Genomic DNA, 20,075 nt, shown 5'->3' with positions numbered 1-20,075 from the left:
CTGTCATGCCCTCCACGTTTAAATCTGATCCGAAGAACCAAATCACCGATCGTTCAGATGCGGTCTGCATCGTAGGTGCCGGCCCGGCCGGCCTCAGTGTGGCCCGGGCATTGAAGCGACGCGGCATTCCCTACGATCAGTTCGAGCGCCACGACGATGTTGGCGGCATCTGGGATCTGAGCAATCCAGGCACGCCGATGTATCACTCGGCGCACTTCATCTCCTCGCGCGGCACGTCGGGCTTCTACGACTTTCCGATGCCCGACGATTATCCGGACTATCCCTCGAATCGGCAGATCCTCGCATACACACGCAGTTTCGCGCGTGCCTTTGGCCTGTACGATGCGATTCGCTTCCGGACCGCCATCGAACAGGTCGACAAGGACGGCGAGTCCTGGCGGGTCAGGCTCGACAGCGGAGAGCTGCGGCGCTATCGCGCCGTGGTGTGTGCCACCGGCACGAACTGGCATCCACGTCTGCCGCGGCACGAAGGCCATTTCAACGGCGAAATCCGCCACTCCGTGACGTTCAAGCACGCGGACGAATTCCGCGGCAAGCGGGTGCTGATCGTCGGGCTAGGCAACTCCGGCGCCGACATCGCCTGTGATGCCGCCGCGAACGCCGATGCCGCTTTCGTCAGCGTGCGTCGTGGCTACCATTTCATTCCCAAGCATGTTTTCGGCATTCCGGTAGACGAGTTCGCCAACAGCGGCCCGCAGCTGCCGATGTGGCTGCAAAGGCCGGCCATGAGCCTACTGCTGCGCATGGTCCTGGGCGATACCTCGCGCACGGGCATGCCCAGGCCGGACCACAGGCTGTTCGAGTCCCATCCGCTGCTCAATTCGCAGCTGCTGCACTATCTGCAGCATGGCGACATCAAGGCCAAGGGGGACGTCAGATGCTTCGACGGCGACCACGTGGTGTTCGCCGATGGTTCACGCGAGAAGATCGATCTGGTGCTGTATGCCACGGGTTACAACATGAGCATCCCGTATGTGCCGGAGACGTATTTCGACTGGGATGGCGGCAGGCCGAAGCTGAATCTGACCGCTTTCAATCCCAAGCACAACAACCTGTTCGGCCTGGGCTATCTGGAAACCAACTCCAGTGCCTACACGCTCTTTGACCGGGTGTCGCAACTGGTCGCGAACTATCTGCACGATCAGAACCACCAGCCCGACAACGCCAGGGCATTCGAGCGGCGCCTCCATGAGGACCGTCCGGACCTGTCGGGGGGAATCAGGTTCATCGATTCCGACCGCACCAAGGGCTATATCGAAATTCACGCCTACAAGAAACACATCGAGAAGCTGCGCCGTCAGATGGGTTGGCCAGAACTCGTACCCGGCTTTTTCGACGGTGTCCGTTCACTGCCAGACAGGCCTGCTGACCTCCCTGCCTGATCCGGAAAAATCGCGACGGGAGATTGACGTGCAGACGTTCTGCTGTCGTGCCGCTGTCCGGCTGCGAAATGAGAGGCCTTAGCGCCCCTGCCACTGCGGCTTGCGCTTCTCGGCGAAGGCGCGCGGGCCTTCCTGGGCGTCTGCGCTGCAGTAGGTGTATTCATGCGCGGCGCGCGCGGCCTGCAGCGCGGCGGAGCGGCCCATCTCGGTGGACAGCATGACCGTCTCGCGGCCGGCTTTCACCGACAGCGGGGCACCTTCGAGGACTTCCTTCGCCAGCTCGATGGCCGTATCCAGCAGTGCCGCCGGCTCGGCCAGCCGGTTCACCAGGCCGATCTCGTAGGCGCGCTGGGCGGTGATCGGTTTTCCGGTGAGGATGATCTCCATCATGATCCGCTGCGGGATCATGTGGATCAGTGGCGCCGCCCAGGGCGAGCCGCGGCCGACCTTGACCTCGGTGATCGCGAACTTCGCCGCCGTGCTGGCCACGCAGAGATCGCAGGCCTGGGCGATCATCCAGCCGCCGGCGAAGGCCACGCCGTTGACGGCGGCGATGGTGGGCTTGGACAGCTCGATGTTGTCGTAGGGCATCGGGAACATGTCGCGCGGCGGCACCTGCAGCCCGCGCTCGACCATTTCCTTGAGGTCGCCGCCGGCGCAGAAAGCCTTGTCGCCGCTGCCGGTGAGGATGGCGATCCGCAGACTGTCATCGCGCTCGAAGCGCTCCCAGGCCGCGAACAGGCCCTCGCGCACTTCGCGGCTCAGGGCATTGCGCGTGTCCGGGCGGTTGATGGTGAGGATGGCGATGCCGTCTTGGCGGGCATCGAACAGGACGGCGTCGGTCATTCCTGAAAACTCCTTTGCCGCGGATTGCGCGGATGAACACGGATCAAGATGAATGGCGGGCCCTGCACGACGCCCACATGTGCCGGGCGACTCAAATGCCCTGGAAAAGCATTCTGAAAATCCGCGTTCATCCGCGTGATCCGCGGTAAAAAAGAGGCTTTTTCAGAAGCCTCGCTTCTGTATGTCGTGGGCCGCGCGCTCCAGCTCCTCGCGGAAGTTCGGATGCGCGATGGCGATCAGGCGGCGCGCGCGCTCGGCCAGCGTCTGGCCCTTCAGCTCGGCGGCGCCGAACTCGGTGACGATGACGTCGACGTCGCTGCGCGCGGTGGTGACCGGGCCGGACAAGGCCGGAACGATCTTGCTGAGGCTGCCGCCCTTGGCGGTGGCCGACAGCGCGATGATCGAGCGGCCGCCGGGCGAGCGCGAGCCGGCACGGACGAAGTCCACCTGGCCGCCGGTGCCGCCGAGGTAGGCATTGCCGCTCTGCTCCGCATTCACCTGGCCCGTCAGATCGACTTCCAGCGCGGAATTGATCGTGACCAGCCGTTCGAGCCGGGCCAGCACCGCCGCGTCATGCGTGTACGAGGTACTGCACATGCGGATCTGCGGGTTGCGGTGCGCCCACTGGTAGAGCCGGCGCGTGCCGATCAGCGCGCCGTTGATCGACACGCCCGTGTCGATGGCCTTGCGCGCATTGGTGACCACGCCGGCCTCGACCAGTTCGACCAGGCCGTCGCCCAGCATGCCGGAGTGCACGCCGAGGTCGCGGCGGTCGCGCAGCAGGCGCAGGATCGCGTCGGGCACGGCGCCGACGCCGGTCTGCAGCACCGCGCCGTCGCCGATGTAGGACGCCGCATGCCGGGCGATGGCCTCGTCGGTCTCGCCGATCCTCGGTGCCGCCACTTCCACCGGCATGCGCGAGACCTGTACGGCGCAGTCGATGCGCGAGGCCGGCAGCTTCTCGCCATGGGTGAAAGGCACCTGCTCGTTGACCTCGGCGATGACGACGCGGGCCTTCTTCACCATGGCCTGCACGTGGTCGCTGATCAGGCCGAAGCTGTGGTTGCCGTGCTCGTCGGCAAGACTCAGCTGCACGAAGGCAACGTCGCAGGGGATGATGCCCTGCTCGATCATCGGCCCGATCTGGCTGACGTGGGAGGGGATGATGCCGAGCTTGCCGGCGGCCGTCAGCGTGCGCAGCGTGCCGATGGCGCCCATGCTGGACAGGGAGAAGCCCTTTACGGCCTCCGGCGTCAGCAGGCTGGAGAAGCTGGTGGCGGTGAAGGCGGACAGATTCCCGATCCCCTCGGCCTGGGCGATCAGCGCCTCCACCAGGGTCTGCGGCTCGCCGCAGGCCTGGCCCCAGACGATGCGGTCACCGCGGCGCAGGAAGCGGCCGAGATCCAGCCCGGCCGCATCGGTGACGACACTCATGCCCGGCCTGCGAGCTTCAGCAGCTGCTGCGCGCGGGCGAGGTAGGGCCGGTCGAGCATGGCACCCTTGTAGCCGATGGTCCCCAGGCCGGGATTTGCGGCGAACAGGTCCACGATCTCTTGTGCCTGCGCGATCTCCTCGGCGCTGGGCATGAAGGCCTCGTTGATCACCTCGACCTGGCCCGGGTGGATGGCGAGCATGCCGCGGAAGCCGGCGCGGCGGCATTGCGTGGCGCGCTTGCGCAGGCCGTCCAGGTCACGGTAGTCGCCCTGGATGGTGTCGATCGCCGCGACGCGCGCGGCCGCGGCGCCGACCAGGCAGAGGCTGCGCGCCAGCTCGTAGGTGAAGCCGTAGCTGCCGTCGGCGTTCTTGTTCTCGCTGGCGCCTAGTTCGTCGGCGAGGTCTTCGGCGCCCCAGGTCATCGCCACCAGCCGCGGCGCGCCGACGTAGGTGACCGTGGTGAGCATGCCCTCGGCGGTCTCGGTGACCAGCGGGAAGACACGGGTAGCGCCCTGCTCGATGCCGTTGGCGGCTTCGAGTGCGGAGAGATAGTGATCGAGCACGACGAGGTCATGGCCGCCGCGGGTCTTGGGCACCATGACGCCGCCGGGGCGGCCCGGCATGACCGCGGCGAGGTCGGCCAGGGCATGCGGGCCTTGCAGTGGGTTTATCCGTACCCAGAGGCGCGTGCGCGCCGCCGGATCGGCCTTCTCCAGAAAGGCGCGCACCAGGGCGCGGGCCCGGGGCTTCTCGGCCTCCGCCACCGCGTCTTCGAGATCGAACAAGGCGATGTCGGCCGCGCTGGCGGCAGCCTTCTCCATCTTCTTCTCGCTGTCGCCGGGGGCGAACAGCCAGGAGCGGGCGCCGAAGAGTTCCTGGGCTTGGGTCATGGTTTTCTCTCGATCTGGAAAAGAAGCTTAGCCACGGACAGTTCGTTGAATTGAAGCAGTCCCCTCTCCCGCTTGCGGGAGAGGGGTTGGGGAGAGGGTTTCTGTAACTCTAGCCTTGACTAAGCATCGGAAGTTTTACAGAAACCCTCTCCCGCCCTACGGGCACCCTCTCCCGCAAGCGGGAGAGGGGACAGATCCTTGGTCCTGATCCGCGTTCATCCGTGTAATCCGTGGCAAAAGAGCTTTTCTGGGCTCAATAGGACTTGGGAAGCTCCAGCACCTTCTCGGCGAGGAAGTTCAGGATCATGTGCGGGCTCACCGGCGCGGTGCGCGGGATCAGTACCTCTCGCAGCAGGCGCTCGATGTGGTACTCCTGCGCATAGCCCATGCCGCCCAGCGTCAGCATCGCGGTATGACAGGCCTCGAAGGCGAACTCGCCGGCGAGGTACTTGCCGGTGTTGGCCTCCACGCCGCAGTCCTGCCCCTTGTCGAACAGGGTGGCGGCCTTCATCACCATCAGGTTCGCAGCTTCGAGCTGCGCCCAGCACTTGGCCAGCGGGTGCTGGATGCCCTGGTTCATGCCGATGGGGCGGTTGAAGACGATGCGCTCGCGCGCGTAGCGTGCGGCGCGGAAGATCGCGGCGCGGCCGATGCCGACGGCCTCGGCGGCGACCAGCACGCGCTCCGGGTTCAGGCCATGCAGCAGGATCCTGAAGCCCTGCCCTTCCTCGCCGATGCGGTCTTCCTCCGGCACGAAGAGGTCGTTGATGAACAGCATGTTGGAGTCCACCGCGTGGCGACCCATCTTGTGGATCAGCCGCACCTCGACCTTGGAGCGGTCCAGGTCGGTGTAGAACAGCGACAGCCCTTCCGTCTTGCGCTTGACCTGGTCCAGCGGCGTGGTGCGCGCCAACAGCAGCATCTTGGTGGCGCCCTGCGCGGTGGAGATCCAGATCTTTTCGCCGTTGACGAGGTAGCCGCCCTCGCGCTTCTCGGCGCGGGTCTTGATCTCGGTGGTGTTCAGGCCGGCGTTGGGCTCGGTCACCGCGAAACAGACGCGGTCCTCGCCGGTGACCACCTTCGGCAGGATGCGCTGCTTCTGCTGCTGCGAACCGAACAGCACCACCGGCTGCACGCTGAACACCGGAATGTGGATGCTGGAGGCGCCGCTCATGCCGGCGCCGGACTCGGCCACGGCCTGCATCATCACCGCCGCCTCGGTGATGCCGAGACCCGAGCCGCCGTATTCCGAGGGCATGGCGATGCCCAGCCAGCCGCCATCGACCATCGACTGGAAGAAGTCCTGCGGGAAGACCGCGTCCCGGTCCCGCTCCAGCCAATACTCGGCGGAGAACTGCTGGCAGTGCTTCAGGATCGTGTCGCGGATGTTCTGCTGGTCCGGCGTCAGTGAGAAGTCCATGATTCAACACCCGATATTGGCTTTTCAGGGCTGCCGGCGCCCCTCCCCGGGGCTCGGCATGTTGTACCGATATTAGCGCATTGTACTGGAATACGTACGCTCTTCATGGAAGAATCCAGCCATGGAATGAGGAGAAGAAGGTCCATGGGCAGTTCCGGGAAACGCAGCGGTCCGCTGGCGGGCGTGAAGGTGGTCGATCTCACGGCGATGGTCATGGGGCCCTACTGCACGCAGATCATGGCCGACCTGGGCGCGGACGTGATCAAGATCGAGCCGCCGGATGGCGACGGCACGCGCTACATCTCCGTGGGCCCCTCGCCCACCATGGGCGGCGTCTTCGCCAACGTGAACCGCGGCAAGCGCAGCGTGATCCTCGACCTGCAGACGCCGGAGGGCAAGACGGCCCTCTGGGCACTGATCGAACAGGCCGACGTGTTCATCCACACCATGCGCTCCAAGGCCATCGCCCGGCTCGGCTTCGACTACGCGGCCGTGGCGCAGCGCAATCCCGGCATCGTCTACACCAATGCCTATGGCTACAGCCGGCGCGGCCCCATGGGCGACCAGCCCGCCTACGACGACACCATCCAGGCCGAGTGCGGCCTGACCGCCGTGCAGCAGATGCTGACCGGCGAGCCCAGCTTTGTCGGCACCATCGCCGCCGACAAGGTCGCGGGCCTCACCGCGCTCTATGCCACGACGATGGCGCTGTTCCACCGCGAGCGCAGCGGCGAGGGCCAGGAGGTAGAGGTGGGTATGTTCGAGACCATGGCTTCGTTCATGCTGGTGGAGCACGCCAACGGCGCCATGTTCTCGCCGCCGCTGGGCGAGGCGTTCTACCCGCGCGCGGTGGCGCGCAACCGCCGCCCCTACCGCACGAAGGACGGACATGTCGCGGCACTGATCTACAACGACAAGCACTGGAGCCTGTTCGTGAAGGCGGTGCAGCCGCACTGGGTCAACGACAGCATGGCGACGCTCAAGCAGCGCGCGAAACAGATCGACCGCATCTACGGCCTGCTGGCCGAGACCTTCATGGAGCGCACCACGCAGGAGTGGCTGGACCTGCTGGGCGGCCTGGGCATCCCGGCTGCGCCGCTGCGCACGCCGGGGGAACTGTTCGAGAACGAGCACCTGAAGGCGACGGGCTTCTTCGAGACGGTGGACTCGCAGCATGGGCCGGTGAAGTTTCCCGGCGTGCCGACGTGGTTCTCGCAGACGCCGGGGCGCGTGGCGGGGCCGGCTCCGGAGTTGGGGGAGCATACGGCGGAGGTGCTGGCTGAGCTGGGGTTGTCGCCGATTGCCTAAATGGCAATCGGCGCCAGCGAAGGCCCGGCCATGGATGGCCCGGCGGGGGCTCAATCAGGTAGCTGCAGTCCCGCCATGGATGGCGATCCTGAGGGACAAGTCCGTCTATGCTTTGACAGGCTCAGAACCCTGAAAAGCAATTCATTTTTCGTCCGCGGCTGCCGGCTCGAACCGCTGGTCAGGAACCCAGTGCATCGACTATTGGTCCCCATCTGTTCTTGCGACCATGATCGTCCTCGATGAAATTAACTTCATCGAACCATCTAAATCCAACGTCTTTCCGTGCCGATCCATCGCGCTTAGGCTTGGCAAGATATTGTTCATACAGGCCAGTGATACGTTTTGAAAGTACCGTGTACTCGTAGATATAAATCTCCGGCGCGCTCTCCGGCACTAGATTAACCAACGCAATGAACATCCCCGCTGGAGCGACTTTCTTAGTAATGTCAGTTCCAAGCTTCCATCCTTGCGTGTTACGTTCAGAGCGTGTTTTCACCTGGATCGCAACGCTCTTGCTACCACTCATGTTCGTAGCGACTACGTCAAAGAGTGGATTGTTCTTTGGGGTAAGTAGGGCCAGATATCCGCGTCGGCAAAGCTCCGCGCATACGTAGTATTCTCCGGCAGTCCCTACAAGATTGTTCGCTGCACTCATCTTGTCTCTAGTGCCTCGCTCAGGCCGCAGATTCTCGGAAGGCGAGATTGTCGGCCTGAAGTTTTGCTAACGACGGCCGATACGAAGAACCGGCTTGAGTGAATCTGCAAGATCCGAACATTTATCCCTCGTGGCTCTATGCAATTGGCGGGTATCATGAACTAGCCGCTGATATTCCTCTTGGGATTGTTCCTCTTTGGCAGTCTCCAAAGTATCCCGAAGACTGAATAACCGGAGAGAGTCACTGAATATGCCCTCGAAGGTCTCCGCATGTTCCTTGGCATAGTAAAACTCTGCTAACTGTGCAGTTTCATGGTACGCCCATAGCTGCTGCTCAGTAACACTGATTCCGCAAGACGCAAGGTGTGCGTGATATGAAAGTAACTCTTTGTATAGCTTTAGACGCTCATTGTGGATAGAAATGTCGTTGGCCTGTCGCGCAACGCTTACTGCGTGGCGCGCATACAAAGCGGATGCTGCTGCGAAAGCGACTGACAAAGCTGCGATTGCATCTGATGTATCCATAGCCACTCCCCTTAGCTCAGTAGGGCGGGTCCTTGACCCGCCGTTCGCGACAGGCGGGGCAAAGCCCCGCCCTACGGCCCTCCAGCGGGTTATTTACGACCCCTTAAAATCCCGTTGGGTGTCATTCGCAATCTCCAACTTAGAACCGCGAGCTGCACTCCAGGCCTTTAATGTGTCGGCGAGAAACTGCTTATCACTCGCTGTAAGAGGGTCGCCACTCGCCCAGGCTAAACTGGATTCATACACGAGGAAGTCTACCGTCGTGCCAACTTCATACTCGGCACGTGCTGGCCTGCCGCCGCACAGGATTTTGATATGGCCACCACGCCCACCCGAAACCGTTGCGCCAAACTGCGCATCGATGCGGCGGCGGCGGACTATACGTAACACCGCCCAAGCAATAACGGCTAATGCTACTGCCACACAGAGCAACACTAAGCTCGGAAATTCCATGATCACATCCAACGCCCTAGCTTAAGCCGTGCGGCGCAGCAGAGTAGCCCGGATGCAATCCGGGGCTTCTCGCGCGCCGCGATGCCTGATCCCAGCCCGGTAGGATGCGGTGAGCATAGCGAACCGCATCATCTCGTGCCCACTACCGCGCCATAGTCTGGCGAACATCGATACGCGCCAGACACGATTGATGCGGTTCGCAAGCTCACCGCATCCTACGAGCTACGCAGATTTCCTAGTCCTTCCAAAGGATGCTTCAAAGCTGCTTACCGCGATCTCTAAGGCAGCTTGATAGTACTCCCATCGCCGCCTGGGCCCGGACGCTTTGTTCACTAGTCCTGAAGTGTGAAGAGCGCGCTCAACATCAGGCCAATCATCGGCAACCAAGAGCAAGCAGTCGCCTGCACTATTCATGTAGTAATTAAAGGTCCACTCGCGGGAAGCGCGATCTTGCGGATAAGCAATTGCGTTGTCCGCCAGCATCTTAGCTAAGAAAGCCCTCGTGTTAGTTAGAACAGCTTCCTTGGCGCCGGTTTTATCGGCGAGGAAAGCGGCGCGCCATAGGGAAAAGCAAGCCCCTACCAATATTTGCGCCTTTAATGAGAGCGTTCTGCTTCTCCGTATTTTTTGATGATTACTGTCTATAACAGCGAGCAATCGCAAGGAAGCCAGCTGATTTGCAGCACGACTTTCAACAAGCCAGCGAAGATGTGAATGCTCCTGACGTTGATCTGTAGATACCTTAGATCGCTTCACGATCCCTCCAAAGTTCCCAACGCCCTAGCTTATCCGCGCGGCGCAGCCGCGTCGGCTTGAAACGCTGGTTGGACCGATGTGCGCCCACTCACTGCTTGCTGCTCACTCTGAACATTAGACGCTCGCCATTTTGTACAACTGTCTGCAAGTTACGGGCTTCAAATTTTACGATCTGGCCCTGGGCGTTGTACGCGAACTCCAATTCACCGCCATTCGTGAACCTCACAAAATGCGACACGAATCCGAATTGGTTGTTTATGGAGTGCTCCTTCACGTCGCCGATGTTTTCAATTCCAACGGACTTAATCGTGCCAAGATCCATCTCAATCGGGTCATCGGAACTTGCACTTATCTTTCCATCGGGCTCTATCTTCATTGACATAGAGCCATCTGGTTTGATGGAGAATGGCTTCGGATCGGACTCTTCGGACATAGCTCAGTGACCTCCTACTTGTTGGGCCCAACACCAACTAGATTTTATTTTGATACCTAACTCTGACATCCAACTCAAGGCCAATGGCAGCAAACCCTTGATGGATCAGAAGTCGCTAACGAGAAGTACATCACCGACGCGCGCAGGCCGAAACATCGAATCGCCTTCCGAGCCAAGTGGGTCAACATTCCCCGCGGCACCCTGCCTCGCACTATCGCGCCTTGGTGCCGTGGCGACAAGGAGTTTGGCTGTCTGTTGGCGACCTGACAGGTGAGTCAGGTTTGAGAGATTTGCGGACAAACTTGGGGCGGAGAAGTAGAGGCGGTCCGACCCGGCTTGCCTGCGGCAAACCGAGCTACGAGAAGCTCTGAGAACCGGGGGAAGGCTACCCAAAGCGTCGCCTGCCCCCTCACCTCGGCAACTGCTCCATGCGTTGCCCTACCTCGGGGATCCATCCCCTCGCCAACCCTCTCCCCGCAGGCGGGGAGAGGGAGATGCTGATGGAGGAAGAGCTAGGCTTTCGCCGCAGCCCGATAGCCCAGGCTGGCAGATATCGCCGCCGCCTCTTCCCGCACCATGCCCGCCAACTCATCGCCACGCGACTGCTGCCGCGAACTGGGCGCGGCGACGATCAGTGCGCCGATCGCGGCGCCGGTAGCATCCCGCACCGCTGCCGCCGTGCCGCTTGCACCATCCGCCGCCTGATCGATCGTCTGCGCCACGCCGGTCTGCCGCACCGCGGCGATGATCTCGGCAAGCTTCTGCTTGTCGACCTCCGTGCTGGCGGTCAGCGCCTGAGGCTTGAGCTGGCGCAAGTATGCCTTCACCTCTTCCTCCGGCTCCGCCGCCAGCAGCACACGGCCGCCGGCGGTGCAGTACAGGGGGCGGCGGTCTCCCACGGAGACAGTGAAGCGCACGACCTTGCGGCTCTCGATGGCGTCGACGTAGGTCAGCGTGCCGGCTTCGGCATCGCGCACCGCGAACAGCACCGTCTCGCCCGAGCGCTCCGCCAGCCGGCGCATGCCGGCGCGGACCAGGTCCGAGGACTGGAAGCGGCGGCGGGCTTCGAGCAGGGCGCTGCCCAGGCCGAAGGCGCGGGGGCCGAGGCGGTAGCTGCCTTCCACCTGCTCCACCAACCCTTCCTCGGCGAGGCCACGCAGCAGGGCGGCGATGCTGGTCTTGGGCGCCTGCAGCACACGGCTCAGCTGCGCCAGGCCTAGGGGCTCGGGGCTGGCGCAGAGGGCTTCCAGGATGTGGATGACCCGGGTGACGGACTGCGGTGAGTTCATGGGGCTATTATGCGGGGCGGGTGCGGGATGGGGTCAAAGCAGATGCGTGTGGGCGAAGGCCCGCCCTACTACTCCACGAGCGGGGATGTTGGGCATCGCTACGCTCAGCCCAACCTACGAACGGGCACAAGCATGGGCTAATCACTGGCAGAGCTACAGAAACCCTCTCTCGGCAATTGCTCCATGCATTGCCCTACCTCGGGGGGCCATCCCCTCGTCGGCAACTGCTCCATGCGTTGCCCTACCTCGGGGATTCATCCCCTCGCCCACCCCTCTCCCGCAAGCGGGAGAGGGGAGCTAATTCGCAAATACTTCTGCGAACAACCCCTGCATCGCGGCCCAGGAGCGGCGGTCGGCGTTGGCGTTGTAGGCGAAGCCGGGCGCTCCGCGAGCGTCGGCGTCGGGGTTGGTGAAGCTGTGCGCCACGCCGCCGAAGCTGAGCAGCTGCCAGTCGACGCGGTCGCGGCTCAGTTCCGCCAGCACGGCGTTCAAGGCTTCCGGCTTCATCAGGGGGTCTTCGGCGCCGTGGCAGATGAGGACCTTGCCGGTGATGCGGCCGGCATCCGCTTCCAGGGGCGGCTGCAGGCCGGCGTGGAAGGTCACCAGGGCCGACAGCGGGGCGCCGCTGCGCGCCAGTTCCAGGCAGGTGGCGCCGCCGAAGCAGAAGCCGATTGCGGCAACCCTGTCGCGGTCCACCTGCGGTTGCGCCAGCAGGGCATCGAGCGCGGCCTGGGCTCTCGCGCGCCACTCGGCGCGGTCACCGAAGAGTGACCGGATGGCGGGCCCGAGCGTGGCGGTGTCGCTGTAGACCACGCCGCCGCCATGCATGTCCGCCGCCAGCGCCACGTAGCCCAGCTGCGCCAGGCGCTCGGCGCGCTCGATGGCGTGTTCGTTCAGCCCGTAGGCCTCGGGAAACACCAGCACGCCAGGCCGGACGCCGTCGAGGGAATCGTCCCGGATCAGCCAGCCATGGAACTGCGTCGGGCCGTTGCCGTACTCGATCTTCTGCTTGCGCATGCCGCCAGTCTCCAGGGTTTGGGCCCAGGCCCGTTCACTTCGACCGCTTGCCCTCACCGGGCGTGCTCGCCACCCTGGCATTGAGCGCGGGGAATTTCTCCGGGCGCATGGTGCCATGCAAACTCAGGCGCAGGAGTTCGTTGGAGAAGCGCTTCGACAATTGCTCGCGGTCCTTGGCGGTGCGTGCCTGGCCGCGGGCGAAGACCGGCCACAGGAAGGTGCCGATCAGCATGATCACGGCCTGCACCTCCACGTCGATGCCCGGCTGCGCCAGGTCGGTCTCCGCGAAGCTCTCGAGCTGACTGCGGTACTGCTTCCAGAAGGGGTCGCGGTCGGCCCTGTTGGACGACAGTACCTCGAACAGCCAGACGCGGCACAGGTCCGGATTGCCCATGGCGAACTTCACCATCTGGTCGGCGACGTTCTGCGGATCGATCTGCCGCACGTCCTGGTCTGCCGGCTGGTCCCCGAAGACCGCCTGGCGCAGGCGGTCGCTCACCCAGGTGGTGGTCTCGTCCAGCAGCTGTTCGCGCGTCGGGAAGTGCTGGTAGGCCGTGCCGCGGTTGACTCCGGCGAGCTGCGCCACCCGGGAGACACTCAGCCCCTCCGACCAGTCCTGCGCCAGCAGCTTGCCCGCGGCCTCGAGGATCGCGGTGCGCGTGCGATCCGGGTTGCGCTTGCGCTTCTGCGGCTTCCTGCCCGGAAAAGTGGTCCCGTCCGCCATGTGAGCCTCGCCCCTGGAATTCCTGTTGCCGCCGCCCGCGTCCGGACGGCGCTGCCGCTAGCCTCCTCCGTCTTGACTTGCTAGTCAACGATGGTGATTATAACTGACAAGCGACCATGCATTGTCGACCGGCCCGCATCCAGGGGTTCGGCTCCCGCGGCTGGCGCGCGTGCCGCGCAGCCTCCCTGCCCGCGTGCACGTCCCCGATAACGCATCCAATGAGGAGCCAGAACGTGACCCTTCCCGAGGCCAGGCTGTACATCGACGGCAAGCTGCGCGGCGCAAGCAGCGGCAAGACCTACGACAACATCGGCCCCTGGACCGGCGAAGTGGTGGGCCAGGCCGCGGATGCCTCCGCCGCCGACGTGGACGAGGCGATCGCCGCGGCGCGGCGCGCCTTCGACAGCACCGACTGGCCGGTGAACCGCGAGTACCGCTTCGAGCTGATGAAGAAGTACCGCGACCTGCTCAAGGCCAACCGCGACAAGCTGGTGCAGATCGCCCGTGTGGAAGTCGGCTCGGCCATCGGCGCCGCCGCCCGCGCGCAGATCGACGGTGCGCTCAATGGCGCCGACGGCCTGCTGGAATGCTTTCCCCAGGTCACCTGGGAAGAAGACCGCGGCCTGCGCAACGAGTACGGCTTCGACACCAAGCGCCTGGTCGTGCACGAGGCGGTCGGCGTGGTCGCCGCGATCACCCCCTGGAACGTGCCCCTGTACGTCAACATCGGCAAGGTCGTCGCCGCGCTGCTGGCCGGCTGCACCGTGGTGCTGAAGCCGGCGCCCGATACGCCGCTGATGGGTTCGATCATGGGCGAGCTGGCCGCCGAGGCCGGCTTCCCTCCCGGCGTGTTCAACGTGGTCACCTCTGCCGATCCCGCGATGGCGGGCGAGATGCTGACCCGAGACCCGCGCGTGGACCTGGTGTCGTTCACCGGCTCCACGGCCGTCGGCAAGCGCATCATGGAAAACGCCGCCCCGACGCTCAAGCGCGTGTTCCTGGAACTGGGCGGCAAGTCGGCCTACATCGTGCTCGACGACTCGCCGAACTTCCCGATGGTGGTGATGGGCTCGATGGTGGTGTTCCACGCCGGCCAGGGCTGCGCCTACCCGACGCGCCTGCTGGTGCCGCGCAGCCGCTACGAGGAAGCCGTGAAGGCGCTGGAAATGGCCTATGCCGGTTTCTCCAGCAAGTGGGGCCTGTACGACGAGCCCACCTGCATCATGGGCCCGGTCATCTCCAAGCGTCAGCTCGAACGTGTGATGAGCTACATCGAGATCGGCCAGAAGGAAGGCGCGCGCCTGATCGCCGGCGGCAAGGCACGCCCCGACAAGGGCGGCGGCTTCTTCGTGGAACCCACCTGCTTCGTCGACGCGAACAACAGCATGCGCATCGCCCAGGAGGAGATCTTCGGGCCGGTGCTGGTGGTGATCCCCTACGAGGACGACGAGGACGCGATCCGCATCGCCAACGACAGCATCTACGGCCTCGGCGGCGCGGTCTTCGGCAGCACGCCGCGCGCGCTGGCCATGGTCAAGCGCATCCGCGCCGGGGCCTTGAGCGTCAACGGCGGCATGAGCATCACCGGCGACCTGCCCTTCGGCGGTTACAAGCAGAGCGGCATGGGCCGCGAATGGGGCCGCGAGGGTATCGAGGAGTTCCTCGAGACCAAGGCGATCGGCATCCGCGCGTCCTGAGTCCGCCGGAAAACCAATGGCGCGGACCTGGATCAGGTCCGCGCCATATTCTTTTTTGCAGAAGACGCCGCTCAGGCGGCGAGGCGTGGAGCGCGCTGCCGGAATTCGCGGGGCGTCACCCCGGTGCTGCGGCGGAAGGCGAAGCAGAAGCTCGACGGCGAGGAAAACCCCAGCGAATAGGCCACGGCCTTGACGCTTTCGTCCCCCAGCAGCATGCGCTTGGCCCGCTCGACGCGGTCATTGGCGACATGCTCGCCCAGCGAGCAGCCGCGGCTCTGGCGAAAACCGCGCGTCAGTTGCCGCACCGACACCCTGCAGAGCGCGGCCAGCTCGGACAGCGTCGGCGCCGCCGCCACTTCACTCAGGCGCTCGTCGATCCGGCGCAGGCGCCAGGCCGCAAGGCCGCTGCCGGAAGGCGCTTCGCTGACGCGTGCGCAATAGCGCAGCAGCTCGATGGACAGCTGTCCGATGATCAGTTCCGCCAGCAGCTGGCTGGCAAAGCCCGGATGCCGCGCTTCCGTCGCCAGGCGCAGCAGCAGGCTGCGCACACTGGCATCGCGGATGTCGAGGCTGGCCTGCAAGCGGCTGTCGGTCCACTGCAGGGCCTCGCCGCAGCCGTCGCGCAAGGCCTCGGGCTGCAGGTGACAGAGAATCGAGGCCTGCGAGGACACACCATCGCTGCGCGCCTGCATGGTCTCGCCCGGCGGCAGCAGGAAGACCTTGCCGATGCGCTCGAAGCGATGCGGACTCCAGTGGTCGCGATAACAGGCACGGGCGTTCTGCGGACGCGGCGTCAGGCACAGGTCCAGCCAGTATCTCTTGTCGTCCCGCAGGAGGTTGTCCGCCGGACGCGCCATGTCGAAGCGGACGAGTTGCACGGTCGCGGCGGGCACGAGGATCTCGGCGTCCACCGTCATCGAGGCTGTTGCGGCCTGGCCCATGGCTCTTTCTCCTTGCGCCCGATATCAGACCTGTGCGTCCCAGACCAGGTGCAGCGTGTCGACGCCCACCACGTGGCCGCCGTGGAAGCGCGGCGGATGCTGCGGATCGAGGCGGAAGGCCGGCAGCAGCGCCAGCATTTCTTCGTACAGTACCTGCAGTTCCAGCCGGGCCAGATGAGACCCCAGGCAGCGATGCGGCCCGGCATTGAAGGCGATGTGCGGCTTGCCCTCGCGCTGGAGATCGAAGCGGTCCGGATCGGGGTACTCCTTCGCGTCCAGGTCGGCGGCCGGCAGGTACAGCATGACCTTCTCGCCCTTCTTCATCGCCACGCCGTCGAACACGATGTCCTTGCCCACGAAGCGCGGCGGCACCGTGAAGGTGTAGCGGCGCAGCAGTTCCTCGGTGGCGTCACCGACCCGCGTCGGGTCCCTGCGCAGTTCCTGCTGCAGGGCCTGGTCGCGCGCCAGGTGGCGTGCGCCGTGCCCCATGCCGTTCATGACGGTATCGAGCCCGGCGATGAACAGCAGCACGCCGTAGTTCTCCATGTCCTCGAGCGTGGTCGGCTTGCCGTCGATCTCGAGCTTCCAGAGCAGGCTCAGGATGTCGTCGCGGGGATTGTCGCGCCGCTCCAGCATGGTGTCGCGCATGTTGGCCGCCACGCGCTGCAGCTTCATGATCATCTTGCGCGGATCGAGGTTGGAATCCGCCAGGTGGTCCCGGACCAGGGCGCGGTACTCGGCCTGACGTTCCAGCGGCAGGCCCAGCATCTTCAGGAAAACCTGCACGGGCAGGAGTTCCGCGATCTCGGTCATGAACTCGCAGCGGCCATTGTCCTTGACCTTGAGGATCAGGTCGCGCGCCAGCGCGCGGATGTCGTCGGTCAGCAGGGCCATCGCCTTGGGCGAGAAGACGCGCTGCAGTGGTCCGCGGTACTTGCCGTGCTCGGGAGGATCCAGGTTGATCGGAATCGCCTGCGGGATATGCGGCGAGCCCGGCGGCATCATCGCCCTGAGCGCCTTCATCTTTTCAGGCGAGATGAACTCGCTGGAGAAGGACTCGGTGTCGCGCGAGGCATTGAAGTTGGCGGCATGGCTCAGCAGCATCCAGTGGCCACCGTTGCGCGGCGTCCAGAACACCGGCGGCGCGTTCCTCACCAGGTCGAGGATGCGCTGGTGCGGGTCCACCAGCAGCGCCGGGTCGGCGAACATGTCGAAGTCGTAGACCAGGGCGTCCGGCACGTGGGCCGGACGGGGGGCCGTGGGGGTGAGGGTGGCTGCTTGGGTCATCGGCAACTCCAGGTCGATCGCCAGCGGGCCGGCGGGCGGCCCTGTGATCATTAATAATACAACAGTGATGTTTATTATAGGGCGGCCGGGCCAACCCCGGCAATCGGCTTGACCGCCTTCCATAATAAATCAACAATGGTGTTCACCTAGACGTCAAGCCGGCCCCGGAAGCCGGCTTTTCCCCGCAGCGGAGGCACCACGGAATGGACGGCGACGGCACCCTGGACCAGGGCTTCGATTTTGTCATCGTCGGCAGCGGCGCCGGCTCGATGTGCGCCGCGCTGCAGATGCGTGCCGCCGGCAAGACCGTGGCGATCCTCGAGAAGACCGCGCTGGTCGGCGGCACCACGGCGGTATCCGGCGGCGTCATGTGGATTCCCGGCAACTGCTTCATGAAGAGCGCGGGCATCGCCGACAGCGCGGAGCTGGCCAACGCCTATCTCGACGCGGTGATCGGGGAGCGGCCCGACATGCCCGGTGCCAGCCGCGAGCGGCGGCAGACCTATGTTGCCGAAGCGCCGAAGATGCTCGATTTCCTGATCAGCCAGGGCATCCGCCTGCGGCGCATGCCTTCCTGGCCGGACTACTACGACGCCCCCGGCGCCTCGGTACCGGGCCGCGCGGTGGTCTCCGAGCTGTTCGACATCAAGCAGCTGGGCAGCTGGAAGGCCAGGCTGCGGCCCGGCTTCCTGCCCCTGCCGGCGAATCTCGACGAGGCGATGCAGCTGCCCTGGATCAAGCGCAGCGGCGCGGCCAAGAAGGTCCTGGCCCGCATTCTCGGCCGCGCGATCGCCGACCGGTTCACCGGCCGGCAGCGCAAGACCGCCGGCGAGGCGCTGCAGGGCCAGATGCTGCAGGCCGCGCTCAAGGCCGGCGTGGAGATCCGCCTCGAAGCGGGCGTCAGCCAACTGGTGGTCGAGGACGGCCGCGTGACCGCCGTCGTCGTCGGCAGCCAGGGCGCGGGCCAGCGCATCGATGCGCGCCTGGGCGTGCTGATCAATGCCGGTGGCTTCGCGCGCAACCAGCGCATGCTCGACCGGCACATCCCGGGCACCTCCGCGGCCTGGTCCAGCTGTATCGAGGCCGACACCGGGGAGATGATCGAGGAGGGCCAGCGCATCGGCGCCGCGACGGCGCAGATGGCCGAGCGTATCGGCATGCAGATCGCGCTGTCTCCGGGCAGCAGCGACAAGCAGGTCAAGACCGCCATGCAGAACGACATCAACAAGCCGCACGCGATCGTCGTCGACCAGACCGGCGTGCGCTATGCGCGCGAGTCCAGCTCCCATCCGGAGTTCACCGAACGGATGATGGAGCGCAACAGGCTCGCCCCTGCCCTGCCGAGCTGGATGATTTTCGACAGCCAGTACCTGCGCAAGTACATGCTCGCCGGCACGATGCCGGGCGCGAAGAAGCCCAAGTCCTGGGCGGCGGAGAAATTCCTGCGCAGCGGCGACACGCTCGACGCCCTGGCCACCGCCTGCGGCATCCCCGCGCAACAGCTGGGCGAAACCGTGGCGCGGTTCAACGGCTTCGTGCGCCAGGGCCGCGACGAGGATTTTCGCCGCGGCGACTCCGCCTACGACCGCTGGGTGGGCGATCCCCTGCACGCGCCCTCCAGCACGCTCGGCAGCATCGAGGAGGCTCCGTTCTACGCCATCCCGCTCTACCCGGGCGACGTCGGCACCTTCGGCGGACTGCTGACCGACGAACATGCCCGCGTGCTGGGAACCGACGGCGTGGCGATCGCCGGCCTCTACGCCACCGGCACGGCCACGGCCTCGGTGATGGGCGGCGTCGAGCCCGGCCCTGGCGGCAGCATCGGCCCGGCATTCACCTGGGCCTACATCGCCGCACGGCATGCACTGGGCCGGCAGCAGGGCACCACGGCTGCCGTGACGCCTGGTTAGCGGATCGAGGAGCGGACCAATGAGCGAAGGACATTTCTACAGCCTGGAGGGGCCGCTGGACTCCCTGCCCGTGGCGCGCCAGATCCGCGCCGCCAACCTGACGGGCTTCGGCGAACTGGTGCGGAACCTGGGAGCCGATCCGCGCGGCATCTTCGAGCAGCACGGCATCGATCCCCGCACGCTGCGCGACCCGGATGCCTACATCGACAGCAGGGCCGTGGTGGAACTGCTGGAGCACTGCAGCGCCTCGTTCAACGACTCCCTGTTCGGCCTGCGCCTGGCGCAGCTGCAGGATGCGGATGTCTTCGGTTCCGTGGCCACCCTGTGCCGCGCCGCGTCCACCTTTCGCGAAGCCCTGGACAGCTTCACCGGCTTCATCCCGGTGGTCCATTGCCCCCTGGTCGAGCTCGAGGTGGCGGAAGGACTGCAGACCACCGAACTGCGCTGGCGCGTGCCGGCCGAAAGGGGCCAGGCCGACCAGGCCCAGTACAAGGGCGCCCTGATGAACATGAAGCTGCTGCGCCAGCTCGGCGGACGCCACTTCAAGCCCAGCTACGTGAATCTCGCGGTCGATACCCGGAAGAAGGATGTGTCCGATATCGCCGGGCACTTCGGCTGCGGCTTCCATGGCAAGACGACGACCAATGTCATCGCCTTCCCTACCGCAGTGATGGATCAGTCGGTGGGCAGTTCCAACCGCCTGTTGTTCAAGCTGCTCGGCGGCTACCTGGAGCGGGTCCGTGCCGCTTCGCGCCTGGGCGTCGTCCAGCGCGTGGAGGACTATGTGCGCGGCGCCCTGTCTTCGGGCAGTTGCTCGATCGAGCATTGCGCCAAGAAGCTCGGCACCTCGGTCCGCACCCTGCAGACGGACCTGAGCGACAACGGCCTGCGCTTCTCCGACATCCTCGAGCGCCAGCGCTTCGAGATCGCCAGGACCCACCTGGAGCAAGGCCAGACCACCATCGACGACCTGGCGGCCATGCTCGGCTACTCCGAGCAGTCCAGCTTCGGCCGTGCCTTCAAGCGCTGGACCGGCTCGACCCCGCAGCGCTACCGGCGTCACCTGCAGCCGCGCCAGGCGGCCTAG

The 20,075-nt window shown here is 65.0% G+C and carries 18 protein-coding genes; 5 read left to right on the top strand and 13 right to left on the bottom strand.

Features of this window, described 5'->3' with window-relative positions:
- Nucleotides 1-5: 5 nt before the first annotated feature.
- The gene (locus D0B54_RS07360; protein WP_117290628.1) at nt 6-1,403 is read left to right on the top strand and encodes a flavin-containing monooxygenase; all 1,398 of its coding nucleotides are present in this window, start codon (nt 6-8) and stop codon (nt 1,401-1,403) included.
- A 78-nt stretch (nt 1,404-1,481) separates the two neighbouring features.
- Here the strand turns inward: D0B54_RS07360 and D0B54_RS07355 are convergent, their stop codons facing one another.
- The 4 genes from D0B54_RS07355 to D0B54_RS07340 form a co-directional block, all read right to left on the bottom strand.
- Nucleotides 1,482-2,249, bottom strand: a complete 768-nt coding sequence (locus D0B54_RS07355; protein WP_117290626.1) for an enoyl-CoA hydratase/isomerase family protein — start codon at nt 2,247-2,249, stop codon at nt 1,482-1,484.
- 162 nt (nt 2,250-2,411) lie between these two features.
- On the bottom strand, nt 2,412-3,683 hold the full coding sequence (locus tag D0B54_RS07350) for an acetyl-CoA hydrolase/transferase family protein (protein WP_117290624.1): 1,272 nt from the start codon (nt 3,681-3,683) through the stop codon (nt 2,412-2,414).
- Nucleotides 3,680-4,573, bottom strand: a complete 894-nt coding sequence (locus D0B54_RS07345) for an HpcH/HpaI aldolase/citrate lyase family protein (RefSeq protein ID WP_117290622.1) — start codon at nt 4,571-4,573, stop codon at nt 3,680-3,682. The genes D0B54_RS07350 and D0B54_RS07345 overlap by 4 nt, the downstream gene beginning before the upstream one ends.
- 253 nt (nt 4,574-4,826) lie before the next feature.
- On the bottom strand, nt 4,827-5,993 hold the full coding sequence (locus D0B54_RS07340; protein ID WP_117290620.1) for an acyl-CoA dehydrogenase family protein: 1,167 nt from the start codon (nt 5,991-5,993) through the stop codon (nt 4,827-4,829).
- A gap of 144 nt (nt 5,994-6,137) precedes the next feature.
- Here D0B54_RS07340 and D0B54_RS07335 point away from each other — a divergent pair, with 144 nt between their 5' ends.
- Nucleotides 6,138-7,301 carry a CaiB/BaiF CoA transferase family protein gene (locus tag D0B54_RS07335; protein ID WP_117290618.1) on the top strand — a complete coding sequence of 388 codons (1,164 nt, stop codon included), beginning with the start codon at nt 6,138-6,140 and terminating at the stop codon, nt 7,299-7,301.
- A 178-nt stretch (nt 7,302-7,479) separates the two neighbouring features.
- On the opposite strand, the gene D0B54_RS07330 is transcribed toward D0B54_RS07335, so the two are convergent.
- The 7 genes from D0B54_RS07330 to D0B54_RS07310 all read right to left on the bottom strand — a co-directional run bounded on the left by D0B54_RS07330 (nt 7,480) and on the right by D0B54_RS07310 (nt 13,153).
- On the bottom strand, nt 7,480-7,956 hold the full coding sequence (locus tag D0B54_RS07330) for an aspartate-ammonia lyase (protein WP_117290616.1): 477 nt from the start codon (nt 7,954-7,956) through the stop codon (nt 7,480-7,482).
- A gap of 618 nt (nt 7,957-8,574) precedes the next feature.
- A complete protein-coding gene (locus tag D0B54_RS24215; RefSeq protein ID WP_162932277.1) occupies nt 8,575-8,934 on the bottom strand; it encodes a hypothetical protein in 360 nt (119 codons plus the stop codon).
- A 222-nt stretch (nt 8,935-9,156) separates the two neighbouring features.
- Nucleotides 9,157-9,690: a hypothetical protein gene (locus D0B54_RS24210; protein ID WP_162932276.1), complete on the bottom strand. Its 534-nt coding sequence runs from the start codon at nt 9,688-9,690 to the stop codon at nt 9,157-9,159.
- An 88-nt stretch (nt 9,691-9,778) separates the two neighbouring features.
- On the bottom strand, nt 9,779-10,123 hold the full coding sequence (locus D0B54_RS07325) for a hypothetical protein (RefSeq protein ID WP_162932275.1): 345 nt from the start codon (nt 10,121-10,123) through the stop codon (nt 9,779-9,781).
- A gap of 512 nt (nt 10,124-10,635) precedes the next feature.
- Nucleotides 10,636-11,412 (bottom strand): IclR family transcriptional regulator, encoded by a 777-nt coding sequence (locus tag D0B54_RS07320; RefSeq protein WP_117290611.1) that lies wholly within the window; start codon nt 11,410-11,412, stop codon nt 10,636-10,638.
- 297 nt (nt 11,413-11,709) lie between these two features.
- Nucleotides 11,710-12,429, bottom strand: coding sequence for a dienelactone hydrolase family protein (locus D0B54_RS07315; RefSeq protein ID WP_117290609.1), 720 nt, complete (start codon nt 12,427-12,429; stop codon nt 11,710-11,712).
- Nucleotides 12,430-12,463: 34 nt separating this feature from the next.
- Complete coding sequence (locus D0B54_RS07310) at nt 12,464-13,153, bottom strand: TetR/AcrR family transcriptional regulator (protein ID WP_117290607.1); 690 nt, start codon at nt 13,151-13,153, stop codon at nt 12,464-12,466.
- A 218-nt stretch (nt 13,154-13,371) separates the two neighbouring features.
- On the opposite strand from D0B54_RS07310, the gene D0B54_RS07305 reads away from it, so the two are divergent.
- Nucleotides 13,372-14,850, top strand: a complete 1,479-nt coding sequence (locus D0B54_RS07305) for an aldehyde dehydrogenase family protein (protein WP_117290605.1) — start codon at nt 13,372-13,374, stop codon at nt 14,848-14,850.
- Nucleotides 14,851-14,921: 71 nt separating this feature from the next.
- Here D0B54_RS07305 and D0B54_RS07300 read toward each other — a convergent pair whose 3' ends face one another.
- Together D0B54_RS07300 and D0B54_RS07295 are read right to left on the bottom strand one after the other, a co-directional pair.
- Nucleotides 14,922-15,791: a helix-turn-helix transcriptional regulator gene (locus tag D0B54_RS07300; protein WP_117290603.1), complete on the bottom strand. Its 870-nt coding sequence runs from the start codon at nt 15,789-15,791 to the stop codon at nt 14,922-14,924.
- Nucleotides 15,792-15,815: 24 nt separating this feature from the next.
- Nucleotides 15,816-17,078: a cytochrome P450 gene (locus D0B54_RS07295; protein WP_117295088.1), complete on the bottom strand. Its 1,263-nt coding sequence runs from the start codon at nt 17,076-17,078 to the stop codon at nt 15,816-15,818.
- Between the two features lie 203 nt (nt 17,079-17,281).
- On the opposite strand from D0B54_RS07295, the gene D0B54_RS07290 reads away from it, so the two are divergent.
- Nucleotides 17,282-18,988: an FAD-binding protein gene (locus D0B54_RS07290; protein WP_117290601.1), complete on the top strand. Its 1,707-nt coding sequence runs from the start codon at nt 17,282-17,284 to the stop codon at nt 18,986-18,988.
- A gap of 19 nt (nt 18,989-19,007) precedes the next feature.
- The gene (locus tag D0B54_RS07285; RefSeq protein WP_117290599.1) at nt 19,008-20,075 is read left to right on the top strand and encodes an AraC family transcriptional regulator; all 1,068 of its coding nucleotides are present in this window, start codon (nt 19,008-19,010) and stop codon (nt 20,073-20,075) included.

This window comes from Solimonas sp. K1W22B-7 (assembly GCF_003428335.1).
Classification (GTDB): Bacteria; Pseudomonadota; Gammaproteobacteria; order Nevskiales; family Nevskiaceae; genus Solimonas_A.
The sequence above is the reverse complement of the archived record's forward strand: the minus strand, read 5'-3'. Positions and strand labels throughout refer to the sequence as shown.